The organism is Pseudomonas fluorescens HK44 (genome assembly GCF_000217955.3).
Taxonomy (GTDB): Bacteria; Pseudomonadota; Gammaproteobacteria; order Pseudomonadales; family Pseudomonadaceae; genus Aquipseudomonas; species Aquipseudomonas fluorescens_AQ.
Map to the genome: position 1 here is coordinate 97193 of NZ_AFOY02000019.1, position 21684 is coordinate 118876.

The 21684-nt window shown below is 60.5% G+C and carries 17 protein-coding genes; 6 read left to right on the forward strand and 11 right to left on the reverse strand.

The genetic code is table 11. The annotated features are described in order from the left end of the window. Positions 1 to 52 precede the first annotated feature (52 nt). Positions 53 to 493, reverse strand: coding sequence for an EamA family transporter (locus tag HK44_RS22895; protein WP_019694338.1), 441 nt, complete (start codon positions 491 to 493; stop codon positions 53 to 55). A gap of 173 nt (positions 494 to 666) precedes the next feature. Then, a complete protein-coding gene (uvrD, locus tag HK44_RS22900) occupies positions 667 to 2850 on the reverse strand; it encodes a DNA helicase II (RefSeq protein ID WP_019694337.1) in 2184 nt (727 codons plus the stop codon). A 261-nt stretch (positions 2851 to 3111) separates the two neighbouring features. On the opposite strand from uvrD, the gene HK44_RS22905 reads away from it, so the two are divergent. The 3 genes from HK44_RS22905 (at position 3112) to HK44_RS22915 (ending at position 7433) form a co-directional block, all read left to right on the forward strand. Then, the gene (locus HK44_RS22905) at positions 3112 to 5982 is read left to right on the forward strand and encodes a putative bifunctional diguanylate cyclase/phosphodiesterase (protein WP_024265139.1); all 2871 of its coding nucleotides are present in this window, start codon (positions 3112 to 3114) and stop codon (positions 5980 to 5982) included. A gap of 138 nt (positions 5983 to 6120) precedes the next feature. Further along, positions 6121 to 6987, forward strand: coding sequence for a transcriptional regulator HexR (hexR, locus tag HK44_RS22910; protein WP_007954250.1), 867 nt, complete (start codon positions 6121 to 6123; stop codon positions 6985 to 6987). Between the two features lie 236 nt (positions 6988 to 7223). Further along, the gene (locus HK44_RS22915) at positions 7224 to 7433 is read left to right on the forward strand and encodes a PA3496 family putative envelope integrity protein (RefSeq protein ID WP_019694336.1); all 210 of its coding nucleotides are present in this window, start codon (positions 7224 to 7226) and stop codon (positions 7431 to 7433) included. Here the strand turns inward: HK44_RS22915 and HK44_RS22920 are convergent. Next, positions 7375 to 8337, reverse strand: coding sequence for a LysR family transcriptional regulator (locus HK44_RS22920; protein ID WP_019694335.1), 963 nt, complete (start codon positions 8335 to 8337; stop codon positions 7375 to 7377). The two genes, HK44_RS22915 and HK44_RS22920, sit on opposite strands and share 59 nt — an antisense overlap. Positions 8338 to 8526: 189 nt before the next feature. Here HK44_RS22920 and HK44_RS22925 point away from each other — a divergent pair, with 189 nt between their 5' ends. Together HK44_RS22925 and oadA are read left to right on the forward strand one after the other, a co-directional pair. Beyond that, entirely contained in the window at positions 8527 to 9942 is a 1416-nt protein-coding gene (locus HK44_RS22925) for an acetyl-CoA carboxylase biotin carboxylase subunit (protein ID WP_019694334.1), read from the forward strand. A gap of 11 nt (positions 9943 to 9953) precedes the next feature. Then, positions 9954 to 11762 carry a sodium-extruding oxaloacetate decarboxylase subunit alpha gene (gene oadA, locus HK44_RS22930; protein ID WP_019694333.1) on the forward strand — a complete coding sequence of 603 codons (1809 nt, stop codon included), beginning with the start codon at positions 9954 to 9956 and terminating at the stop codon, positions 11760 to 11762. 112 nt (positions 11763 to 11874) lie between these two features. On the opposite strand, the gene HK44_RS22935 is transcribed toward oadA, so the two are convergent. From HK44_RS22935 to HK44_RS22945, 3 genes are read right to left on the reverse strand one after another with little or no spacing between them, the layout of a single operon-like run. Beyond that, positions 11875 to 12546 (reverse strand): GNAT family N-acetyltransferase, encoded by a 672-nt coding sequence (locus HK44_RS22935; RefSeq protein ID WP_019694332.1) that lies wholly within the window; start codon positions 12544 to 12546, stop codon positions 11875 to 11877. Between the two features lie 17 nt (positions 12547 to 12563). After that, complete coding sequence (locus HK44_RS22940; protein WP_019694331.1) at positions 12564 to 13010, reverse strand: GNAT family N-acetyltransferase; 447 nt, start codon at positions 13008 to 13010, stop codon at positions 12564 to 12566. A 2-nt stretch (positions 13011 to 13012) separates the two neighbouring features. Then, complete coding sequence (locus HK44_RS22945; RefSeq protein WP_019694330.1) at positions 13013 to 13642, reverse strand: FMN-binding negative transcriptional regulator; 630 nt, start codon at positions 13640 to 13642, stop codon at positions 13013 to 13015. Between the two features lie 104 nt (positions 13643 to 13746). Between HK44_RS22945 and HK44_RS22950 the strand changes: the two genes are divergently transcribed. Next, positions 13747 to 15291 (forward strand): PLP-dependent aminotransferase family protein, encoded by a 1545-nt coding sequence (locus HK44_RS22950; protein WP_019694329.1) that lies wholly within the window; start codon positions 13747 to 13749, stop codon positions 15289 to 15291. Positions 15292 to 15372: 81 nt separating this feature from the next. On the opposite strand, the gene HK44_RS22955 is transcribed toward HK44_RS22950, so the two are convergent. The 5 genes from HK44_RS22955 to HK44_RS22975 form a co-directional block, all read right to left on the reverse strand. Next, positions 15373 to 16497: a polyamine ABC transporter substrate-binding protein gene (locus HK44_RS22955; protein WP_033865629.1), complete on the reverse strand. Its 1125-nt coding sequence runs from the start codon at positions 16495 to 16497 to the stop codon at positions 15373 to 15375. Positions 16498 to 16500: 3 nt separating this feature from the next. Then, positions 16501 to 17532 (reverse strand): histone deacetylase family protein, encoded by a 1032-nt coding sequence (locus HK44_RS22960; RefSeq protein WP_019694327.1) that lies wholly within the window; start codon positions 17530 to 17532, stop codon positions 16501 to 16503. Between the two features lie 276 nt (positions 17533 to 17808). After that, a complete protein-coding gene (locus tag HK44_RS22965; protein WP_019694326.1) occupies positions 17809 to 18801 on the reverse strand; it encodes an AraC family transcriptional regulator in 993 nt (330 codons plus the stop codon). A 101-nt stretch (positions 18802 to 18902) separates the two neighbouring features. Then, entirely contained in the window at positions 18903 to 19907 is a 1005-nt protein-coding gene (locus tag HK44_RS22970) for an asparaginase (RefSeq protein ID WP_019694325.1), read from the reverse strand. Between the two features lie 103 nt (positions 19908 to 20010). Next, entirely contained in the window at positions 20011 to 21462 is a 1452-nt protein-coding gene (locus tag HK44_RS22975) for an alanine/glycine:cation symporter family protein (protein WP_019694324.1), read from the reverse strand. Positions 21463 to 21684: the final 222 nt, after the last annotated feature.

Consider the following 21684-nt stretch of genomic DNA (forward strand, 5'->3'; position numbering starts at 1 on the left):
CGTATGTATCTTTGTCTGTAGGACAAGTGGATTGGTTGAGCAGGAACGTTGCTTAACGTCGCAATGCCAACATCACCACGCCTGCCGTGATCAGACCGATTCCACCCCATTGGCGCAGGTCGAGCCGCTCACCCAGCAACACTGCGCCCAGCACGGCCACCAGCACCACACTGAGTTTGTCGACGGGTGCTACCAGCGAGGCTGGCCCGAGTTTCAGCGCACGGAAGTAGCAAATCCACGAGGCACCGGTTGCCAGGCCGGACAGCAGCAGGAACAGGTAGCTCTTGGCGGATATTGATCCTAATGACTGATATTGGCCCGTTGCGTACAAAATCAAGGCCAGGCTGACCAATACCACGATTGTGCGCAGCAGCGTGGCGAAGTCGGAATTGACGTTTTCGATGCCGACTTTGGCGAAAATCGCCGTCAGCGCAGCGAAAGCCGCCGATAACAGGGCCCAGAATGTCCAGGAAGAAAAAAAGCCCGAGCCCATGTTTATGATGCCTTCTATCAGATCAATCCGTGGGAGCCTGCAGTTGGATGCAGCGCTAGATTCTGTGGGAGCGAGCCTGCTCGCGATGGCGGCACCGCGGAGTATCGGAGCACCGCGTCATCGTTCATCGCGAGCAGGCTCGCTCCCACAGAAAGCTATCAGACAGATAGCCGTTAGATGGCTTCGAGCTTGGCGTAGCCGAGCATCAGCCACTTGCTGCCTTCGCTGAAGTTCACTTGCACCCGGGCTTGCGCGCCGGCGCCTTCGAAGTTGAGGATCACCCCTTCGCCGAAGATCGCGTGCTGCACTTGCTGACCGAGGCTGAACGCGGTTTCCGGGATTTCCGTGCCGGCGAACAGGCTGCTCGAATTTTGCTTCTGGCCACCACCGAACGGACGGCTGACGCTGTTGGACAGTCGCACTTCCTGAATCAGGCCTTTAGGGACTTCGCGTACGAAGCGTGAAACCTTGTTGTAGGTTTCGCTGCCGTACAGGCGTCGGGTTTCGGCGTAGGTCATCACCAGGTTTTGCATGGCCCGGGTAATGCCGACGTAGGCCAGACGGCGTTCCTCTTCAAGGCGGCCGGGCTCTTCCAGGCTCATTTTGTGCGGGAACAGGCCTTCTTCCATGCCCACCAGGAACACGTAAGGGAATTCCAGGCCTTTGGCGCTGTGCAAGGTCATCAGCTGAATGCTGTCTTCATGCTCGTCGGCCTGAGTATCGCCGGCTTCCAGCGAGGCATGGCCGAGGAACGCGGCCAGCGGCGTCAGGTCTTCGTCTTCCTCGGCACTTTCGAAGTTGCGCGCCGCGCTGACCAGTTCTTCAAGGTTTTCTACCCGCGCCTGGCCTTTTTCGCCTTTCTCCGCTTGGTGATAGGCAATCAGGCCGGACTGCTCGATGACAGTCTGGGTCATCAGGTGCAGCGGCATTTCGGCGGTTGTGGTCGCCAGGTGCTCGATCAGCTCGATGAACGCACCCAAGGCGCCGGCTGCGCGACCGGTGAGGCCTTTATTGGCCACCAGCTGACGCATGGCTTCCCACATCGACACATCGCTGTGACGAGCGTGGTCGCGGATCGCTTCAACGGTTTTTTCGCCGATGCCACGGGCCGGAACGTTGATCACCCGCTCCAGCGCCGCATCGTTGCCACGACCTTCGAGCAACCGCAGGTAGGCCATGGCGTTCTTGATTTCAGCCCGTTCGAAGAAGCGTTGGCCACCATAGATACGGTACGGAATGCGTTCACGCAGTAAAGCTTCTTCCAAAACCCGCGATTGGGCGTTGGAGCGGTACAAAATCGCGATATCGCTGCGCGCCATGCCGGTTTTCAGCGCACTTTCGATGGTTTCCACCACGTAGCGTGCTTCGTCATGTTCGTTGAACGCGGCGTATAGGTTGATCGCTTCGCCTTCGCCGCCGTCGGTCCACAGCTCTTTGCCCAGACGCCCGGTGTTGTTGGCGATCAAGGCGTTGGCGGCCTTGAGGATCCCGGCGGTGGAGCGGTAGTTCTGTTCCAGTCGAATGACTTCCGCGTCCGGGAAGTCGGCCGAATACTGGTGAATGTTCTCGATTTTCGCGCCGCGCCAGCCGTAGATCGACTGATCGTCGTCGCCAACCACCATCAGGCTGTCGCCGCCCTTGGCCAGCAGACGCAACCAGGCGTACTGCACTGCGTTGGTGTCCTGGAATTCGTCCACCAGCACATGACGGAAACGCTTCTGATAATGCGCCAGAAGACCCGGATGGTCGCGCCACAGGTCGAGGGCGCGCAGCAGCAGTTCGGAGAAGTCGATGACGCCAGCGCGCAGGCACGCGGCCTCATAGGCTTCATAGATGCTGCGCATGGTGGCCAGGAACAGATCGCCGCTGGCTTGAATATGTTGCGGGCGCAGGCCTTCGTCTTTCTGCCCGTTGATGAACCACTGGGCCTGACGCGCCGGCCAGCGTTGCTCGTCGAGGCCCAGCTCACGGATCACCCGCTTGACCAGACGTTGCTGGTCATCGCTGTCGAGGATCTGGAAGGTCTGGCTCAGGCCGGCTTCCTGCCAGTGCGCCCGCAGCAAGCGGTGCGCCAGGCCGTGGAAGGTGCCGACCCACATGCCGGCCGGGTTGATACCCATCAGCTGCTCGATGCGATGGCGCATCTCGGCAGCGGCCTTGTTGGTGAAAGTCACCGACAGGATCGAGTGTGGCGAGGCGTTCTCGACCTGGATCAACCAGGCGATACGGTGCACCAGCACACGGGTTTTACCGGAACCAGCACCGGCCAGGACCAACTGACGACCCACGGAGGCAGCTACGGCCTGACGTTGGGCATCGTTGAGGGAGTTCAGCAGAAGGGAGAGATCATCGCGCATCCGGGCATTCTAGGGCGCTGCGCCACACCGGGCAAACCGAGCTTTGCATTAACCGATGAAAGAAGCGCTGGGGACGACCGGTCAGTCATTCGTTGCAAGCCTTGATGGGCCGCGCTTCTGTGGTTTTGAGCGCTGGCAACGGGCCATTTGTTTTATCGGTTTTATGACCTGGAACAGTTTGGTCCGGGCCATTGCTTGTGTATGCTCCGTCGACGTTTCGGGCTCATCACGCTCACCCTTATAAGAATAAGAATATTGCCTATGACCCTCAGCCCCAGCCTGTCGGGCCCTTCTGTGGAACCGCGGGTTATCCGCAAACAGTACGCCATGGAGATGGCGGTCGAGCGCACGCGTCTGCTGTATCAGGGCTCGTTGCTGCCCACGCTGTTCATGTTGATCAATGGTCTGGTCTGCGCCGGGTTGCTCTGGAGCCCGCAGCGCTACTTCCTGGTGAGCATCTGGCTGATCTGGTTACTGTCGCTGGTGGCGTTGCGGGTGATTCAGGTCGCAGCCTTCGACTCGGCGATGCCCAGCCGTCAGGCGCAGCCAGTCTGGCGCCGAATGTTTCTGCTGGGTTCGGCCATGACCGGCCTGACGCTGGCCGGTGCCGGTATTGCCCTGGTGCCCACCGACAGCTTCCTGCAACAAGCCTGGGTATTCGGCCTGATTGGCGCGGCGACTCTCTCGGCCAGTGTCGCCTATGCGGTGAGCCTGCCAGCCTTCCTGTCGTTCACCTTGCCGTGTCTGTTACCGGCGATCGGTTATTTGTTCTGGGGCGGCGATGAACAGCAGCAGGGCTGGGGTTGGCTCGGGCTGATTCTGTTGGGTTCTCTGAGTGTGGTCGCATGGCAGGTCAACCGGCTGATCCAGCATGGGTTGATGCGGCGTTTCCAGAATCAGGCACTGATCGAGCACTTGCAGCAGGCGCAAAGTCGCAGCGAGCAGCTTAATCAGGAATTGGCGCGGGAAATCGAACAGCGTCGCCACGCCGAAGAAGAGCTGCGTGAGGCTCAGGTTGGTCTCGAAAGCAGGGTGGCCCAGCGTAGCCGCGAACTGGACGCTGCCAACCAGGCCCTGAGCAAGAGCGAAGCGCGGCTGGCGCTGGCGTTGAAGGCCAGTGAACTGGGGCTCTGGGACTGGAACCTGCAAACCGATGAGGTGCATCACACCCAACTCAAGGAGTTGTTCGGCATTGAGCCGGAATTCGTCACGGCGATGCTCAGTCACTTGAGGCCGCGACTGCACCCGCAGGACTTGCCGCCGCTGCGGCGGGCGCTGGTCGAGCATTTGAAGGGCCGCACCGAGGATTATCAAATCGAATACCGCGTGCGCCACGGCGATGGCCACTGGGTCTGGATCGAAGACCGCGGTCGGGCAGTGGAGCGGGGGGCCAATGGGCGGGTGGTCCGGATGGTTGGCACCCGGCGCGACATCAGCGTCAGCAAAGGGCTTGAAGAGCAGCGGCAACTGGCCGCGACGGTATTTGAAGCCGCTAGCGAAGGTATTGTGATTTTCGACCCGAATTACGCCTTGATTGCGGTCAATCAGGCGTTCAGCCGGGTCACCGGGTATCAGATTGAAGATTTGTTGGGGCGCAACGTCGTCGAGTTGCCGTGCAGTCGCGACGCGCGGCGGCACTACTCGGTGATCCATCAGGCATTGGAACAGCAGGGCAGTTGGCAGGGCGAGTTGGTGGAAGCGCGCAAAAACGGTGAGCTCTATCCGCAATGGCTGCAACTGAATGTGGTGCGCGATTCTCGGGGAAATGTCAGTCATATCGTGGGCTTTTTCGCCGATCTGTCAGCCCGGCGCGAATCCGAAGAGCGCATGCGCTACCTGACCCACTACGACGAACTGACCGGGCTGGCCAATCGCTCATTGTTCCGCGAACGCCTGCATGAAGCCCATCAACGGGTGCGCCAGGGCGGCCGGAGTCTGGCGCTGCTGCACATCAACCTGGACCGCTTCAAATTGCTCAACGACAGCCTCGGCCATGAAGTCGCCGATCAGATGCTGCAGAAAATGGCTCGGCGTCTGGTCAATGCGCTGCCGGAGGCGGACACCATTGCGCGCTTGTCCGGCGACGAGTTCGCGGTGCTGTTCGATGCGTATGGCAACCTGTCGAGCCTGGCGCGGGTCGCCACGCGATTGTCGACCAAGCTGCGTTTGCCGCTGACCGTTGAGGGTCATGAGCTGGTGGTCAGTGCGTCGATGGGCATCAGCATGTTGCCGGACAACGCACGGGAAATTTCCGCGCTGGTCAGCCAGTCAAACATGGCCATGCAACATGCCAAGCATCTGGGCGGGAACAATTTCCAGTTCTACACCGACAGCCTGCAGGCCAGCACCCTTGAGCGCTTGCAGCTGGAGAACCAACTGCGCAAGGCCATCGAAGAAAAGCAGTTGAAGGTGTTTTACCAACCGAAACTCTGTCTCGCGACTGGCCGGCTGAACGCCGCTGAAGCGCTGGTGCGCTGGGATCACCCGACCATGGGGCGGGTGCCGCCGGGGGATTTTATCGGGTTGGCAGAGGAGGTCGGGTTGATCGGGGCCATTGGCGAATTCGTGCTACGCCAGGCCTGCTGGCAAGCGTGTGAGTGGCAGCGTCAGGGGCTGGAGCCGATTCGGGTTTCGGTCAATCTGTCGGTCCACCAGCTGCGTCAGGGCAAGCTGGTCAGCCTGGTGCGCCAGGTGCTTGAAGAAACCGGTCTGGCGCCGCACTACCTCGAACTGGAACTGACGGAAAGCCAATTGCTGGACAGCGTCGAACACATCATCGCGACCTTCCAGCAGTTGCGTGATCTCGGCGTGAAACTGGCGATCGACGACTTTGGCACGGGGTATTCGTCGCTGAGCTACCTCAAGCGCATTCCTGTGGACTACGTGAAGATCGATCAGGCGTTTATCCGTGGGTTGGGTGAGGGAAGTGAAGACGCGGCGATCACCCGGGCAATTATTGCCATGGCGCATGGTCTGTCGCTCAAGGTGGTGGCTGAAGGCGTCGAGCGTCCGGAGCAGCTTGAGTTCCTCAAGGCCGAGTTATGCGACGAAGTCCAGGGTTACCTGATCAGCCGTCCGGTGGAGGCATTTGCCGTGGCTGAACTGCTGCGTGCCGACAACCCATTTGCGTAGCCTGCTGCTACATGGGGCCTGCCCGGCCAAAACAAGGGCATCGAGTTACGCATTGAACAGGCAAAAAGCGAATTCTTGTAGTATAACTACAAGATTGCTACATCCCCGGCGTCAGCCAATAACAATGAGTCCTGCCCTTTGAACCTGTTGCAGCACATCGCCCAGTCACGCCATCTGTTACGCAAGTCGGAGCTCAAGGTCGCCGATCATGTGCTGCTTGATCCTGCGGCTGTGATGCACAGTTCCATGGCCGATCTTGCCCACAGTGTCGGCATCAGCGAACCGACCATCGTGCGCTTCTGCCGGGCCATCGGTTGTTCCGGCTTTCAGGACTTGAAGCTGAAACTGGCGCAAAGCCTGGCAGCAGGAGCGAGTTTCGGGCAGTTCGCGATTCACGAAGACGATTCCGTCGCCGACTACAGCCTGAAAATTTTCGACACCACCCTGCACACCCTGATGGAAGTTCGCGAGAAGCTTGATCCGTTGGAGTTGCAGAGGGCTGTGACCCTCATGTCCCAGGCTCAGCGCGTCGAGTTCTATGGCTTTGGTGCGTCCGGCGCCGTTGCAGCGGATGCCCAGCACAAGTTTTTCCGTTTGCTGCTGACCGCAGCAGCCTATTCCGACCCGCACATGCAGGCGATGTCGGCGGTCACGCTGAAGCCGACGGACGTGGCGATCTGCATTTCCCAGTCCGGCCGTTCCAAGGATCTGTTGATCACCGCCAACCTGGTGCGTGAAAGCGGTGCTTCGCTGATCACGTTGTGCCCAAGCCAGACCCCGTTGGCCGAGCTGTCGACCGTCAACCTGGCGATTGATGTGCACGAAGACACCGAAATCTACACGCCGCTGACCTCGCGTATCGCGCACCTGGTGGTGATCGACGTGCTGGCCATGGGCGTGGCCATGGCGCGCGGGCCGAGCCTGGTCAACCACCTCAAGAGCGTCAAGCGCAGCCTTCGCAGCCTGCGTCTGTCGCCCAAGTCGGTCAAAGCCCTCGACGATTGAATTGCGGATAGTGTAGTGATGGGCTTGCTGTGGCGAGGGAGCTTGCTCCCGCCGACCGGTCCGCGTTCGGGCGCAGCAGTCGTAAAAGCTTTGGGGCCGCTTCGCGACCCAGCGCGAGCAAGCTCCCTCGCCACAGAGGCAGAACAAATTTTCATCTGTCTGTCATCCCCGCGCCGCCAAACCGTCATCCCCCGCGCCTATCTTGAAACTCCCGTACTCGCCTTGGGAGACTCGAAATGGCCCAGCACTACGAAGAACGCAACAGCGCAGTCAAAACCCGCCGTCAGCAAGAAGACCAGCGTCGCATGGCGTTTCGCCGCGCGATTGAAGATCGCTGCGAGCACCGCCAGCTTCTGGCCGAGATCGGTGAATACCCGGATCTGGAGCTCAACTACTGGCAGGCAACACCGGCAGTTTCGCGTCGAAACGCTCAACCAGCGCGCTGATCTGCACCCGTTCACTGCGGACAAACCCCAGGAACGCATGCGCTACCGGTGACAGGCGTTTGGCTTTGGCCTGCACCAGGCACCAGCTGCGGTACAACGGCAGCTCTTCGACCGGCAGCTCTTTGAGCCCGCCGGTCGCCAACTCCAGGTTCAGGGCGTGGCGCGTCAACAAGGCCAGGCCCAGACCCGCCACCACGCATTCGCGCTGGGCTTCGGCCGACGAGACTTCCTGAGTCTGGTTGAAGTGCACGCGTTTCTCTTTGAAATACTCCTCGCACGCCAGTCGAGTCCCGGAGCCGGGTTCGCGCAGCAGCAATGTGTAGGGCTCAAGATCCTGCAAACGCAGGGGCCCCATGTGGCACAGCGGATGATCCGGTGGCGCCACGGCGACAATCGGGTTGTTGAGGAACGGCAAGAACTCCAGGCCCATGTCCTGCGGCACCATGGACATGATCACCAGGTCGTCGCGGTTATCGGACAGGCGTCGGATGACCTGTCCACGGTTGACCACCGTCAGTTGCAGGTTCACTTCCGGGTGCTGGCGCTTGAAGGCGGCAAACAAGTGCGGTACGAAGTACTTGGCGCTGGATTCCACTGCCAGTTTCAGCTGGCCTTGCAACGAGCCCTGCATGTCCGAGAGCTGCATATCGAGGTTTTCCAGGCGCCCGAAAATATCCCGACTGGCGCGCTGTAACGCTTCAGCCGCTTCGGTCATGTAGAGCTTTTTGCCGACGTAATCGAACAAAGGCTGACCAATCAGCTCTTCAAGCTGACGAATCTGTAGGCTGACGGCCGGTTGTGTGAGCGACATTTCGTCGGCTGCACGGCTGTAGGAACGCAAATCGCAGACTTCATTGAAGATCTGAAGTTGGCGTAATGTCATACGCATCAAAGACTTACGCATTTTCTAGGGACTCTGGTCGCAGGCTGGTCGTTCAACTATAAGTCTTTGCTTATGCCTGACCCAATAATTATTGATTTTTGTTAATCCCTTGAGCGGGCTAGTGTGACTACGCGACTGGCTTGAAACATTTAGTCACGCGCCGACCCAGTCCAAGGTCGTGGGTAGCAACCGGCTCAAGGAAACCTCCAAGTGATAAAAAAGATCCTGATTGCCAACCGTGGTGAGATTGCCGTACGAATCGTACGTGCCTGCGCCGAGATGGGCATTCGTTCGGTCGCGATCTATTCCGACGCCGATCGCCATGCGTTGCATGTCAAACGCGCCGATGAAGCCCACAGCATTGGTGCCGAGCCACTGGCCGGCTACCTGAACCCGCGCAAGCTGGTGAACCTCGCGGTGGAAACCGGTTGCGACGCGTTGCACCCAGGTTATGGCTTTCTTTCGGAAAACGCCGAGCTGGCCGATATCTGCGCCGAGCGCGGTATCAAATTCATTGGCCCGTCGGCAGAAGTCATTCGCCGCATGGGCGACAAGACCGAAGCCCGCCGCAGCATGATCAAGGCTGGCGTGCCGGTCACACCGGGCACTGAAGGCAACGTCGCCGACATCGCCGAAGCCCTGGCCGAAGGCGATCGCATCGGTTACCCGGTGATGCTCAAGGCCACCTCCGGTGGTGGCGGTCGCGGGATTCGTCGCTGCAACAGCCGCGATGAACTCGAACAAGCTTTCCCTCGGGTGATTTCCGAAGCGACCAAGGCCTTTGGTTCGGCGGAAGTCTTCCTCGAAAAATGCATCGTCAATCCCAAGCACATCGAAGCGCAGATCCTCGGCGACAGCTTCGGCAACGTGGTGCACCTGTTCGAGCGTGATTGCTCGATCCAGCGTCGTAACCAGAAGCTGATCGAGATCGCCCCGAGCCCGCAACTGACGCCAGAGCAGCGCGCCTACATCGGCGACCTGTCGGTGCGTGCGGCCAAGGCGGTGGGTTACGAGAACGCCGGCACCGTGGAGTTCCTGCTCGCCGAGGGCGAGGTGTACTTCATGGAGATGAACACCCGCGTGCAGGTGGAACACACCATCACCGAAGAAATCACCGGTATCGACATCGTCCGTGAGCAGATCCGCATTGCCTCCGGCCTGCCGCTGTCAGTGAAGCAGGAAGACATCCAGCACCGCGGTTTTGCGCTGCAATTCCGGATCAACGCCGAAGACCCGAAAAACAACTTCCTGCCGAGCTTCGGCAAGATCACCCGTTACTACGCACCCGGCGGTCCCGGCGTACGTACCGACACGGCGATCTACACCGGTTACACCATTCCACCGTTCTACGATTCCATGTGCCTGAAACTGGTGGTCTGGGCGTTGACCTGGGAAGAGGCAATGGACCGCGGCTTGCGTGCCCTCGACGACATGCGTCTGCAAGGGGTCAAGACCACTGCCGCCTACTACCAGGAAATCCTGCGTAACCCGGAATTCCGTAGCGGTCAGTTCAACACCAGCTTCGTTGAAAGCCACCCTGAGCTGACCAACTACTCGATCAAGCGCAAACCCGAAGAGCTGGCCCTGGCCATCGCCGCCGCCATCGCCGCCCACGCAGGCCTGTGAGGAATATTCCAATGACTAAGAAAATCCACGTAACCGACACAATCCTGCGCGACGCCCACCAATCGCTGCTTGCGACCCGCATGCGCACCGACGACATGCTGCCGATCTGCGACAAGCTCGACAAAGTCGGCTACTGGTCGCTGGAAGTCTGGGGCGGCGCGACCTTCGATGCCTGCGTACGTTTCCTGAAAGAAGATCCGTGGGAGCGTTTGCGCAAACTGCGTGCGGCGCTGCCTAACACTCGTCTGCAAATGCTCCTGCGTGGCCAGAACCTGTTGGGCTACCGGCACTATAGCGACGACGTGGTCAAAGCCTTTGTCGCCAAGGCGGCCGTGAACGGCATCGACGTGTTCCGCATCTTCGATGCGATGAACGACGTGCGTAACCTGCGGGTGGCCATCGAAGCGGTGAAAGCCGCCGGCAAACACGCCCAGGGCACCATCGCCTACACCACCAGCCCGGTGCACACCATCGAGGCGTTCGTGGCGCAAGCCAAGCAAATGGAATCCATGGGTTGCGACTCCGTGGCGATCAAGGACATGGCCGGTCTGCTGACCCCGTACGCCACTGGCGAGTTGGTCAAAGCACTGAAAAGCGAGCAGTCGCTGCCCGTGTTCATCCACTCTCACGATACCGCCGGCCTGGCCGCGATGTGCCAACTCAAGGGCATCGAAAATGGTGCCGACAATATCGACACCGCGATCTCCAGTTTCGCCTGGGGCACCAGTCACCCGGGCACCGAGTCGATGGTCGCCGCCCTTAAAGGCAGTGAGTTCGACACCGGCCTGAGTCTGGAGCTGCTGCAGGAAATCGGTCTGTACTTCTACGCCGTGCGCAAGAAGTACCATCAGTTCGAAAGCGAATTCACCGCCGTCGACACCCGCGTGCAGGTCAATCAGGTGCCAGGCGGGATGATTTCCAACCTGGCCAACCAGTTGAAAGAGCAGGGCGCGCTGAACCGCATGAGTGAAGTGTTGGCCGAAATCCCACGGGTTCGCGAAGACCTCGGCTTCCCACCGCTGGTGACCCCGACGTCGCAGATCGTCGGTACTCAGGCGTTCTTCAACGTGTTGGCCGGTGAGCGCTACAAGACCATCACCAACGAAGTGAAGCTCTACCTGCAAGGCGGCTACGGCAAGGCACCGGGTGTTGTTAACGAGCAGCTGCGCCGTCAGGCGATCGGCAGCGAAGAAGTCATCGATGTCCGTCCGGCGGATTTGATCAAGCCGGAAATGACCAGGCTGCGCGGCGAAATCGGTGCGTTGGCCAAGTCTGAAGAAGACGTATTGACCTATGCGATGTTCCCGGACATCGGCCGCAAGTTCCTCGAAGAACGCGAAGCCGGCACCCTGACTCCGGAAGTGTTGTTGCCGATTCCGGAAGCTGGCGGCGTGACCTCGGCGGGCGGCGAAGGTGTGCCGACCGAGTTCGTCATCGACGTTCACGGTGAAACCTACCGCGTCGACATCACCGGAGTGGGCGTCAAGTCCGAAGGCAAGCGTCACTTCTACCTGTCCATCGACGGCATGCCGGAAGAAGTGGTGTTCGAACCACTCAACGAATTCGTCAGCGGCGGCAGCAGCAAGCGCAAGCAAGCCAGTGAGCCGGGCCACATCAGCACCACCATGCCGGGCAACATCGTTGATGTGCTGGTCAAGGAAGGCGACACCGTGAAAGCCGGCCAGGCAGTGCTGATCACCGAAGCGATGAAGATGGAAACCGAAGTGCAATCGGCCATCGCAGGCAAAGTCACCGCCATCCATGTGGTCAAGGGCGACCGAGTCAATCCGGGCGAAATCCTGATCGAGATCGAAGGCTGATTTAACAGCCTCGACTGCAACGCTTTTACCTCGGGGGGGCATGTGCTCCCCTTTTTTTCGCCCCGGATTTGTGGGCGTTAGTAGCCCATCCGCCACTGACCCATCACTGTAATCAGGCGCGGCACTCCACCAGGGTTTTCACCTGCCCGGACGCTGTCTGGTTCTCATCCGACAGCCACTTCTCAAACCCTGCCCCAATCGCCGGCCATTCCGAATCCAGAATCGAATACCACGCGGTGTCGCGGTTCTGGCCCTTGACCACCATGTGCTGGCGGAACACGCCTTCGAAGCTGAAGCCCAGGCGTTCGGCGGCGTATTTGGAGCGAGCGTTGCCGTTGTTGCACTTCCACTCCAGGCGACGGTAGCCGAGGGCGAACGATTCCTTGGCCAGCAGGTACACCGCTTCGGTGCTTTTCGGTGAGCGCTGCATTGCTGCGCCGAAGGTGACGTGGCCGATTTCGATGCGGCCCTGGGCCGGGACGATCGACATCAGGCTGAGAAGGCCTTGCACTTCACCGGTGGCGCGGTCGATCACGCTGAAGAAATACGGGTCGCTGTTGGCGGCGTGGTTATTCAGCCAATCGTTGAAGACGCTGCGTTCCGGGAATGGGCCGTAAGGCAAGTAATCCCAAAGTTTCGGGTCGGCGCCCGGGCCTTGCAGGGTTTTGAACAAGCCGTCGGCGTGGCGTGCCGGGTCGAGTTTTTCCAGGCGAATGAAGCGTCCTTCGATCAGTTGAACCGTTGGCGCCGGGACACCTTTCCAGTCCGCGAGTGAAGTCGACATGTTGCTCTCCTTGAACCTTAAAGGCCTTTGCGAAACTGGATGAAACCCGGGCGTTCGGCGATGCGCTCGTAGAGCTGGATCGCGGTGGCGTTGGTTTCGTGGGTCAGCCAATGAACCTTGCAGCAACCGTCGGCCTTGGCCGTTGCGTAGACGAATTCGATCAGCTTGCGGCCGACACCGGTGCCGTGGGTTTCGGGTGTCACCAGCAAATCTTGCAGGTAGCAGGCGTTTTCGATGCTCCAGTTCGAGCGGTGATAGATGAAATGCACCATGCCCACCGCTTTGCCGTCAGCCCAGGCGAGGGCGGCGTGAGTCGGCTCGCTCGGGTCAAGGAACCGTTGCCAGGTGCTGTGGCTGACGGCCTCTGGCAACTCGGTGTTGTAGAAGCGCAGGTAGGCTTGCCACAACGGCAGCCAGGCGGCGTGGTCGTCGGCGGTGACACGGCGAATCTCGATCTGACTCATGATCATTCCTTTGGCATCAAATGGGCGAGGGCCTGGTCGTGCGGGTTGGCGCTGGCGCTCAACCCTTCGCGCACGCCGGCGATGTCTGCGGTACTGCGGTTCTGGCTGAGCTTGCGCTTGCCTTCCAGGCGCTGGATCGGCAGGGCGAAGCCGACAATGGCCTTGAGCATGCCATCGATGTAATGGGCCGGCGCATCGTCGACTTTCCACGGCTTGGCGCGGTCGCGCTCATGGCGATCGGTCAGGGCGCTGACCAGATTGCGCAGGTGATGAGCATCGCTGAACACCTCGGCGCTGCCATAGGCATGCACCGCCACGTAGTTCCAGGTTGGCACGACTTTACCGTGTTCAGCTTTGCTGGGGTAAAACGACGGGCTGACGTAAGCATCGGCCCCGGCAAAAATCACCAACGCCTCGGCCCCGGCCTCCAACGCCTGCCACTGTGGATTGGCCCGGGCCAAGTGGCCGTAAAGGGTGCCATTCGGGCCTTGTTCGGGGCTGAGCAGCAGCGGCACATGGCTGGCCTGCAAGCCTTGCTCGCCGTGAGTGACGAGGATGGCCAGGCGTGTGTCGAGGATCTGCTGATGCAGGGCGGGAAGGTCTTCGATGGCAAATGCGCTGGGGGTATACATGGATATTTTCCTTGGCGAATGCTTGTATCCTAGGCAGGCTATTGGTCTGTTGTAAGAGCCATTAACAGCAAATTTCGTAGGTCCATTAACAGGGTTCCATTGCCATGAACAACCCGCCACTGTCCCTGTCGTTCAATCCGGCGGGTATCGAGCTTGATCGCCGTCAGGGCTTGAGTCGCCAGCTCTATCAAGCATTACGCCTGCGTGTGCTCGACGGTCGGCTGGTGAGTGGCACGCGCTTGCCTGCCAGCCGCGATCTGGCTGCGGCGTTATCGATTTCGCGCAATAGCGTGGTCCGTGCCTACGACCAACTCTACGCCGAAGGTTTCATCGAAGGGCGGGTGGGGGACGGCACGTACGTGGCGCAATTGCCGGACACTGCATTGCCGGCGAAAAAACTATCCACAAAAGTATCCACAGGGTTACCAACAGGCTTGTCCACAGGCTTATCCACAAATTGGCTGGATTTACCTGTGGTTACATCCAGTAAAGTTATCCACAGTGGTGCTCTGGAGCGGGTCGAGAAGCACCATTTGCCCAGGCCGCCAAGTGGCCCGCCGAGGGCTTTTCGGGTGGGTGTACCGGCCTTTGACCTGTTCCCGTTTGAGGTCTGGGCCAAGCTGAATGCGGCTTTCTGGCGTAAGCCGGATTTACAGCAACTGTGTTACGGCGCGCCCGAAGGTGACGAGCGCTTGCGCGGATTGATCGCGGCTTATCTGCGCAGTTCGCGCGGCATGCAGTGCAGTGCTGAGCAAATTGTGATCACCAGTGGCGCACAGCAGGGGATTAGCCTTTGTGCACAGCTACTGGTGGAGCCCGGCGATGGGGTAGCGGTGGAAAACCCCGGCTATCGCGCGGCCGGGCATGCCTTCGCCGTGGCCGGGGCGCGGTTGCATGGGGTCTCGGTGGACAACGACGGCATCAATTGTGCCGAACTGGCTGAGTTGAGCGACTGCCGATTGGCCTATGTCACGCCGTCTCATCAGTACCCGACCGGGGTGATCATGAGCCTGGCGCGGCGTCTGGAGTTGCTCGCCTGGGCTGAGCGCACTGACGGCTGGATCATCGAGGACGACTACGACGGCGAGTATCGCTACAGCGGCGCCCCGTTGGCGCCCTTGGCGGCGCTGGATCGACAGGGGCGGGTGCTTTACGTCGGCACCTTCGGCAAAGTCGCGTTTCCGGCGTTGCGCCTGGGCTATCTGGTGTTGCCGATGGGGCTGGTAGATGCGTTTTCCCAGCGTCGTGCGGTGGATGTGCGCCATTCCGAGGTGAGCACTCAGGCGGTGATGGCCGAGTTCATGGCTGCCGGGCATTTTCAGCGGCATATTCGCCGTATGCGGCGCGCGGCCTTGAGTCGTCGCAACACGCTGTTGGCCGGTTGGCCTGTGGATATCCCAGGGGTTGGCAGCCTGCCAAGTGTCGCGGCAGGGCTGCACTTGACGGTGGCAGTCGACACTCAGGCCCGCGAGCGCGAATTGATCGAAAAAGCTGCCAGCGTCGACGTCGAGATCAATGGCCTGAGCAATTACTGGCTGCCGGACTCATGCACTCCGTCGGATCAGCGTGCCGGGTTGGTCTTGGGTTTCGCGGCGGTGCCCGAGGCGGCGATCAGCGCAGCGCTCGGGCGGTTGAAAAAGGTCTGGTGACGTTGATGCCTGAAGGGCTGAGTCTCCGTCACAAAAAGACCCGCACACGTACGGGTCTTCGGTTTCAGCGGCGTCAGTGTTTCAGGTGCCGGACTTGATCTTGGTCCAGGCCCGGGTCCGCGCCCGTTCCGCATCGCGCGGCAGCGGTTGCAGGGTGTAGAGCGTGCTCATGGCCGCTTCGGTCGGGTACAGGTTCGGGTTGGTGCGGATCGCCGGGTCGACCATTTCCGTGGCGTCCTTGTTCGGGTTCGGATAGCCGACAAAGTCGCTGACCGGCGCGATGACTTTCGGTTGCAACAGGTAGTTCATGAAGGTGTAGGCATCTTCCGGGTCTTTCGCCCCTTTCGGGATCGCGAGCATGTCGAACCAGATCGGCGCGCCTTCCTTCGGCAGACGCATGTCGACGATCACGCCGTTCTTGGCTTCTTTGGCACGGTTGGCGGCCTGAGAGAAGCTGCCGGAGTAACCGACGGCGACGCAGATATCACCGTTGGCAATGTCGGCCATGTACTTGGACGAGTGGAAGTAGGTGATGTACGGGCGAATCTTCATCAGCAACGCTTCAGCCTTGACGTAGTCATCCGGCTTTTTGCTGTTCGGGTCCAGGCCCAGGTGCTGCAGGGCCAACGGCAGAATCTCCGACGGCGAGTCGAGCAGGGCCACACCGCACTGCTTGAGTTTACTGATGTTCTCTTCCTTGAAGATCAGATCCCAGCTGTCCACCGGGGCGTTGGCGCCCAGCGCGGCTTTGACCTTGTCCGGGTTGAAGCCGATCAGGATGGTGCCGTACATGTACGGCACGGCGAATTTGTTGCCCGGGTCGTTGGCTTCGATCAGCTTCATCAGCTTGGGATCAAGGTGGTTCCAGTTCGGCAGTTTGCTGCGGTCCAGCGGCTGGAACACGCCGGCTTCGATCTGTTTGGCGAGGAACACGTTGGACGGCACCACCACGTCGTAACCGGAGTTGCCGGTGAGCAGTTTGGCTTCCAGCGCTTCGTTGGTGTCGAAAATGTCGTAGACCAGTTTGACCTTGGTGTTCTCGGCCTTGAAGTCTTCCAGGGCTTTGGGGGTGATGTAGTCGAACCAGTTGTAGACCCGCAAGGTGCGCTCTTCAGCCTGCACAGCAGTGCTGAGGACTGTGGCGCACAGCACAGTGGTGAAGAGTGTCGGTGCGATAAAACGCTTGAGTCGGTTCGTTGTTCTAATTCCTCATTGGGCGCTTTTGAAACCTTCGAGAACGTTCACGGCATTGATGCCGATTTCTTCTACCGCGTAGCCGCCTTCCATCACGAACAGGGTCGGCTTGCCGAGGGCGCCGATGCGTTCGCCCATCGCCAGGTAATCCGGGCTGTCGAGCTTGAACTGGGAGATCGGGTCGTCCTTGAAGGTATCGACGCCAAGAGACACGACCACGATATCGGCGCCGTAACGTTCGATCTCTTTACAGGCCTGCTCCAGCGCCGCGCTCCAACTGTCCCAGCCGGAACCTGCAGGCAGCGGGTAGTTGAAGTTGAAACCCTCACCCGCACCTTCGCCGCGCTCGTCTTCGTAACCGAGGAAGAATGGAAATTCAGCTTCCGGGTGACCGTGGATCGAGGCGAACAGCACATCGCTGCGCTGATAGAAAATTGATTGGGTGCCGTTGCCGTGGTGGTAGTCGACGTCGAGGATCGCGACTTTCTGGTGGCCTTGATCGAGGAATGCCTGGGCGGCGATGGCGGCGTTGTTGAGGTAGCAATAACCGCCCATCAAGTCGCTGGCAGCGTGATGTCCCGGTGGCCGGCACAGGGCAAACGCACTGCGGGCACCGCGTTGAATCGCAGCTTGGGCGGTCAGCGCGACTTGCGCCGCGCTATACGCTGCTTGCCAGGTGCCGGCGGTGATCGGTGCGCCGCCGTCGAAGCTGTAATAGCCGAGTTGGCCATGCAGGCTTTTCGGGATGACCGTGCGCAGGGTACGCGCCGGCCAGGTGTATGGCAGCAAATCACCGTCGCGTTCGAACTCGGTCCAGCGCTGCCAGGCGCCTTTGAAGAAGGTCAGATAGTCGTCGCTGTGGATGCGCTGGATCGGCCCCAGACCAAAATCCTGCGGCGCTTCCACCGGCCCCAGGCTGCGGGTTTGAACGCGTGCCAGAACGTGGTCGGCCCGCGAGGGCATTTCGAAGCAGGGCATCAGTTGCCCGTCCATCAATTCGCAGCGTCCGTGGTGCAGGTGGTGATCGTCCGAGTAGATCGTCAGCATTTTCTTGTTCTCCGCAGGCTGATTCGGTTGAACACAGTCTTGCGGCGTGCGGCGTTTCAGAGAACGGCAGGAAAGGCCAAAAGGGGATAGATATGGCCAAAACCTATGACCGAAATTCGCCCCTTTGTGGCGAGGGAGCTTGCTCCCGCTGGTCTGCGCAGCAGACCCGAACGGAACACTGCGTTCTCCATTTAAATAACGGTTGCCGGTTTTACGACTGCTGTGCCCGAGCGCGGACCGGCCGGCGGGAGCAAGCTCCCTCGCCACAGGAGAGCGTCAAGGCCTGAACTGGCTCGGCGCCACGCCGCTCCAGCGTACAAACGCATGGCGGAAGCTTGCTGTTTCACTGAAGCCTAAAGCCTCGGCGATGCGGTAGATCGGCAGCTGATCTTCGTACAGCATCTGCTTGGCGCGCTCAAAGCGCAGTTCGTCGAGCAATTCCTGATAGCTGCACCCCAAATCCTTCAGGTGCCGACGCAGAGTCCGCGCCGAGCAGTTCATCTGTTCGGCCAGGCCTTCAAGGCCTGGCGCGGCGTCGAGTTGGGCGGCGAGCAGTTGGCGGATCCGCCCTAGCCACGCCTGGCGTCCAGTGAATTCGGTGTTCTGTTTGCGGCAGCGTTCGGCCATGGCCTGATGGGTGATGCTGTCGGCCAGCGGCAAGGGCTGGTCTAGCCAGTGTTTGTCGAAGGCGAAAGCGTTATCGGTGCCGTCGAAGCGCAGGGGGCAATCAAAGTGCGTCGCGTAGCTGGCTTGATAATCCGGTGCCGAATGTTCGAAACGGGCACCCAGCAGCGGCAGTGGATGACCGAGCAGGTCGTCGCAGATGACTTTCAGCGAGACCAGGCAAAACTCGGCGTTGAACACCGCCAGCGCCGGATGTTCCCGGTAATCGGCGGCGGCGAACCAGATGCGGTCGCCATCCTCCTCAAGGCTTAGCTCGAAAAGTGTTCCCAACAGCGCCGGATAGCGCAGCGCCAGGCGCAAGGCGTCACCGAAGGTGTCACTGGTGAGCAGGGCATAACCGAGTATGCCGTAGGACGAAACGTGCATCCGCCGGCCCAGTTCCAGGCCGATGTCACGCTTGAGCGCGACCGCGTTGGCGCAGACCTGCATTTCCTGGTTGGTGGTGATTCGCGTGTCGGCACGGCTCAGATCAGCGGCGCTGATGCCGCTGCCGGCCAGCAGCGCCTCACTTGAAAGCCCGTCGGCCTTGAAGGCGTTGAGCACCAGGGAAACGGCGTTGAGGGTCGTAAGGTGGGAGTGGAGCATGGGCGATTCCGGCCTTTGGGTGGCTGGAAAGGAGCAAGTTGTGTGCCGAGCCACAAACCTGTGGGAGCGAGCAGGCTCGCTCCCACAGGTTTTGTGTGGTGTCAGCTAAGTTCGCCGCAAAGGTCGAGTTCTACCAACCGCCGAACCTCTGCCGTATCCAGATCTGCCCCCAGCAACGCATGCAATTTGCCAAACGCCGCTTCACGGGTCATGCCGCCGCCGGACAATACGCCTACGCCTCGCAGACGGCTGCCTGCTTCGTAGACGTCCAGCTCAACCCCGCCTTCATGGCACTGGGTGATCGCGACCACCACGATCCCCTGATCCCACGCCCGCGCAAGGCTGGCGAGAAACTCGGGGTTGTCACTGGGCCCGGTGCCGCTGCCAAAGCATTCCAGCACCAGCCCCTGAATACCGCTGTTGAGTACACCGTCGAGTTGCTCGGCGCCGATGCCGGGGAACAGTGGCAGCACGCCAACCTTGGCCAGTTGCTTGGGTTGGCGGTAATTCAGTTGCGAAGGAATCGGAACTGCCTTGGCTCCACCGCCCTGGCGTTGCAGACGAGCAAACGGGTGCCGGCCGAAGCTGCGAATTTTTGCGCAATGGGTCGGGTCCAGCAGCTCGCCGTGGAAGTACAACTGCACGCCCGGTGCCAGGCCTTGGCCGAGGGCGACCAGCGCACCGCTGAGGTTTTCCCAGGCATCGCTGTCAGGCACGCCGGCCGGCAGCATGGAACCAGTGAACAGCACTCGTGCATTCAGGCCAAGCAATTGAAAACTCATGGCGGCGGCGCTGTAGGCCAGGGTGTCGGTGCCGTGCAGGATCAGCACGCTGTCGCAGCCGTCGACGTCGACCGCTTCGATGACCGCGTCGCGCAGGCGCTGCCAGTAGGCCGGGGTCATGTTGGCGCTGTCGATCAGCGGGGTCATTTCTCGGAAGCGCCAGTTCGGCACCACCAGGTCAGGCTGGCTATGCAGGTAGTCGCGCATCCGGGCTTCGAAACCGGACGCCGGGGCCAGGCCGTTGGCGCTGGCTTGCATGCCAATGGTGCCACCGGTGTAGAGCACCATGACGTGCTGCGCAGCAGGGTAGGAATTGGAAATCATCAGGTGGTCTCCGCAAGAGATGACTGTGGGAGCGAGCAGGCTCGCTCCCACATGTAGTTCACTTTAGCTGACGGGCGCAGGGGATGCGCCCGTCGTTTACCCATCAGCGTTGCGCTGCAGGTACGCCTTGCGGCTCGGCTTCGGCCTTTGGAGCGGCGGCTGGCGGGTTGGCTGGCCAGGCGTTGAGGTCCAGGTCCAGGTCCGGGAATTTGCTCGAATCGAACACTGGCGTCTTGATGCCTGCAGCACGCTGGTCATCGTAGTCACGCAGGATGCGCATGCCGACCTTGAACAGCAGGAACAGCGCGATCAGGTTGACGAATGCCAGCATGGTCATGGTGATGTCGGCAAATGCGAACACCGTGCTGAGGTTCTCGATAGCACCCCAGAAGATCAGCACCAGGACCAATGCGCGATAGCCCATCAGCGCTTTACGGTTGTCACCGATCAGGAAGCGCAGGTTGCTTTCGCCCAGGTAGTAGTTGTAGAGGATCGAGGTGAATACGAACAACGCCAGCGCGACGCTGATGAACATCCGGCCCCAATCGCCGACGACCGCCGCCAGGGAGTTCTGGGTCAGGGCAATGCCGTCACCTTCGAAGCCTGGGGTGTAGAAACCCGACAGCAGAATCAGCAATGCGGTGCAGGTGCAGATCACGAAAGTGTCGAGGAATACGCTGAACGCCTGAACCACGCCTTGTGCGACCGGGTGCTCGACCGAGGCCACAGCGGCCACGTTCGGTGCACTGCCCAGGCCCGCTTCGTTGGCGAACACGCCACGCTTCACGCCCATGATGATGGCGCTGCCGATCAGGCCGCCGAAGGCCTGGTCCAGACCAAAGGCACTTTTGACGATGGTCATCAGCATGCCCGGCACGTGATCGAATTGCAGCACGATCACGTAGAGGGTCACGGCGATGTAGACCAGTGTCTTGACCGGCACCAGCAGGTCAGCGATTGCGGCGATGCGCTTGATCCCGCCGACGAACACCAGGCCCAGCAACACGGCCAGACCGAGACCGGTGTAGGTGGTGTCGAGGCCAAAGGCATTGTTCAGCGAGTGAGTCACGGCATGGGCTTGCAGGCCGTTGAAGGCGAAGCCGAAGGTGACCAGCAGCAGGAATGCCATGATCATCCCCAACCAGCGCTTCTGCAGGCCGTGCTGGATGTAATAGGACGGGCCGCCACGGAACTGGCCTTCGGAGTCGCAGCGCTTGTAGAGCTGGCCGAGGGAGCATTCGAAGAAGCTGCTGGACATGCCGACCAGTGCGGTTACCCACATCCAGAACACCGCGCCTGGGCCGCCAAGGGTCACAGCGATGCCGACACCGGCAATGTTACCTGCGCCGACGCGGCCGGCGAGGCTGAGCATCAGTGCCTGGAAGGAGCTGAGTTGACCGGCGCTGCTGCGCAGGCTGTCGCGGAAGACCGAGAACATGTGGAAAAAGTGACGCAGCTGAACGAAACGCGAGCGGATCGTGAAGTAGCTACCGAGCCCGACAATGAGCACGATCAGTACTTTCCCTGAGAGGAAGTCGTTAATGACTTCGAGCATGGAGTATTCCTCGCTGTTTTTTGTGTAGGCAAATGCTGGGCGGTCCGACACATCGCGTTACACCAGTCTGCGCGCAGCACAACGGGTGGGGCGAGGTTCGTCCCGGTTCCATATCGCGGGTTTGTTATTAGTTCGGGTTTCGCATGGGTTTGGGCCTCGTTACCCGACGACCGCCTCACGCGAAAGGGGCGCGCACTATACCTATCAGTGGCGGCGCCGTCT

Excerpts from the sequence above, each read along its gene's own strand:
- HK44_RS22895 (WP_019694338.1), bottom strand. The coding sequence starts at position 493 with ATGGGCTCGGGCTTTTTTTCTTCCTGGACATTCTGGGCCCTGTTATCG.
- uvrD (WP_019694337.1), bottom strand. The coding sequence starts at position 2,850 with ATGCGCGATGATCTCTCCCTTCTGCTGAACTCCCTCAACGATGCCCAA.
- HK44_RS22905 (WP_024265139.1), top strand. The coding sequence starts at position 3,112 with ATGACCCTCAGCCCCAGCCTGTCGGGCCCTTCTGTGGAACCGCGGGTT.
- HK44_RS22915 (WP_019694336.1), top strand. The coding sequence starts at position 7,224 with ATGGCCCAGCACTACGAAGAACGCAACAGCGCAGTCAAAACCCGCCGT.
- HK44_RS22920 (WP_019694335.1), bottom strand. The coding sequence starts at position 8,337 with ATGCGTAAGTCTTTGATGCGTATGACATTACGCCAACTTCAGATCTTC.
- oadA (WP_019694333.1), top strand. The coding sequence starts at position 9,954 with ATGACTAAGAAAATCCACGTAACCGACACAATCCTGCGCGACGCCCAC.
- HK44_RS22935 (WP_019694332.1), bottom strand. The coding sequence starts at position 12,546 with ATGTCGACTTCACTCGCGGACTGGAAAGGTGTCCCGGCGCCAACGGTT.
- HK44_RS22940 (WP_019694331.1), bottom strand. The coding sequence starts at position 13,010 with ATGAGTCAGATCGAGATTCGCCGTGTCACCGCCGACGACCACGCCGCC.
- HK44_RS22945 (WP_019694330.1), bottom strand. The coding sequence starts at position 13,642 with ATGTATACCCCCAGCGCATTTGCCATCGAAGACCTTCCCGCCCTGCAT.
- HK44_RS22950 (WP_019694329.1), top strand. The coding sequence starts at position 13,747 with ATGAACAACCCGCCACTGTCCCTGTCGTTCAATCCGGCGGGTATCGAG.
- HK44_RS22960 (WP_019694327.1), bottom strand. The coding sequence starts at position 17,532 with ATGCTGACGATCTACTCGGACGATCACCACCTGCACCACGGACGCTGC.
- HK44_RS22965 (WP_019694326.1), bottom strand. The coding sequence starts at position 18,801 with ATGCTCCACTCCCACCTTACGACCCTCAACGCCGTTTCCCTGGTGCTC.
- HK44_RS22970 (WP_019694325.1), bottom strand. The coding sequence starts at position 19,907 with ATGATTTCCAATTCCTACCCTGCTGCGCAGCACGTCATGGTGCTCTAC.
- HK44_RS22975 (WP_019694324.1), bottom strand. The coding sequence starts at position 21,462 with ATGCTCGAAGTCATTAACGACTTCCTCTCAGGGAAAGTACTGATCGTG.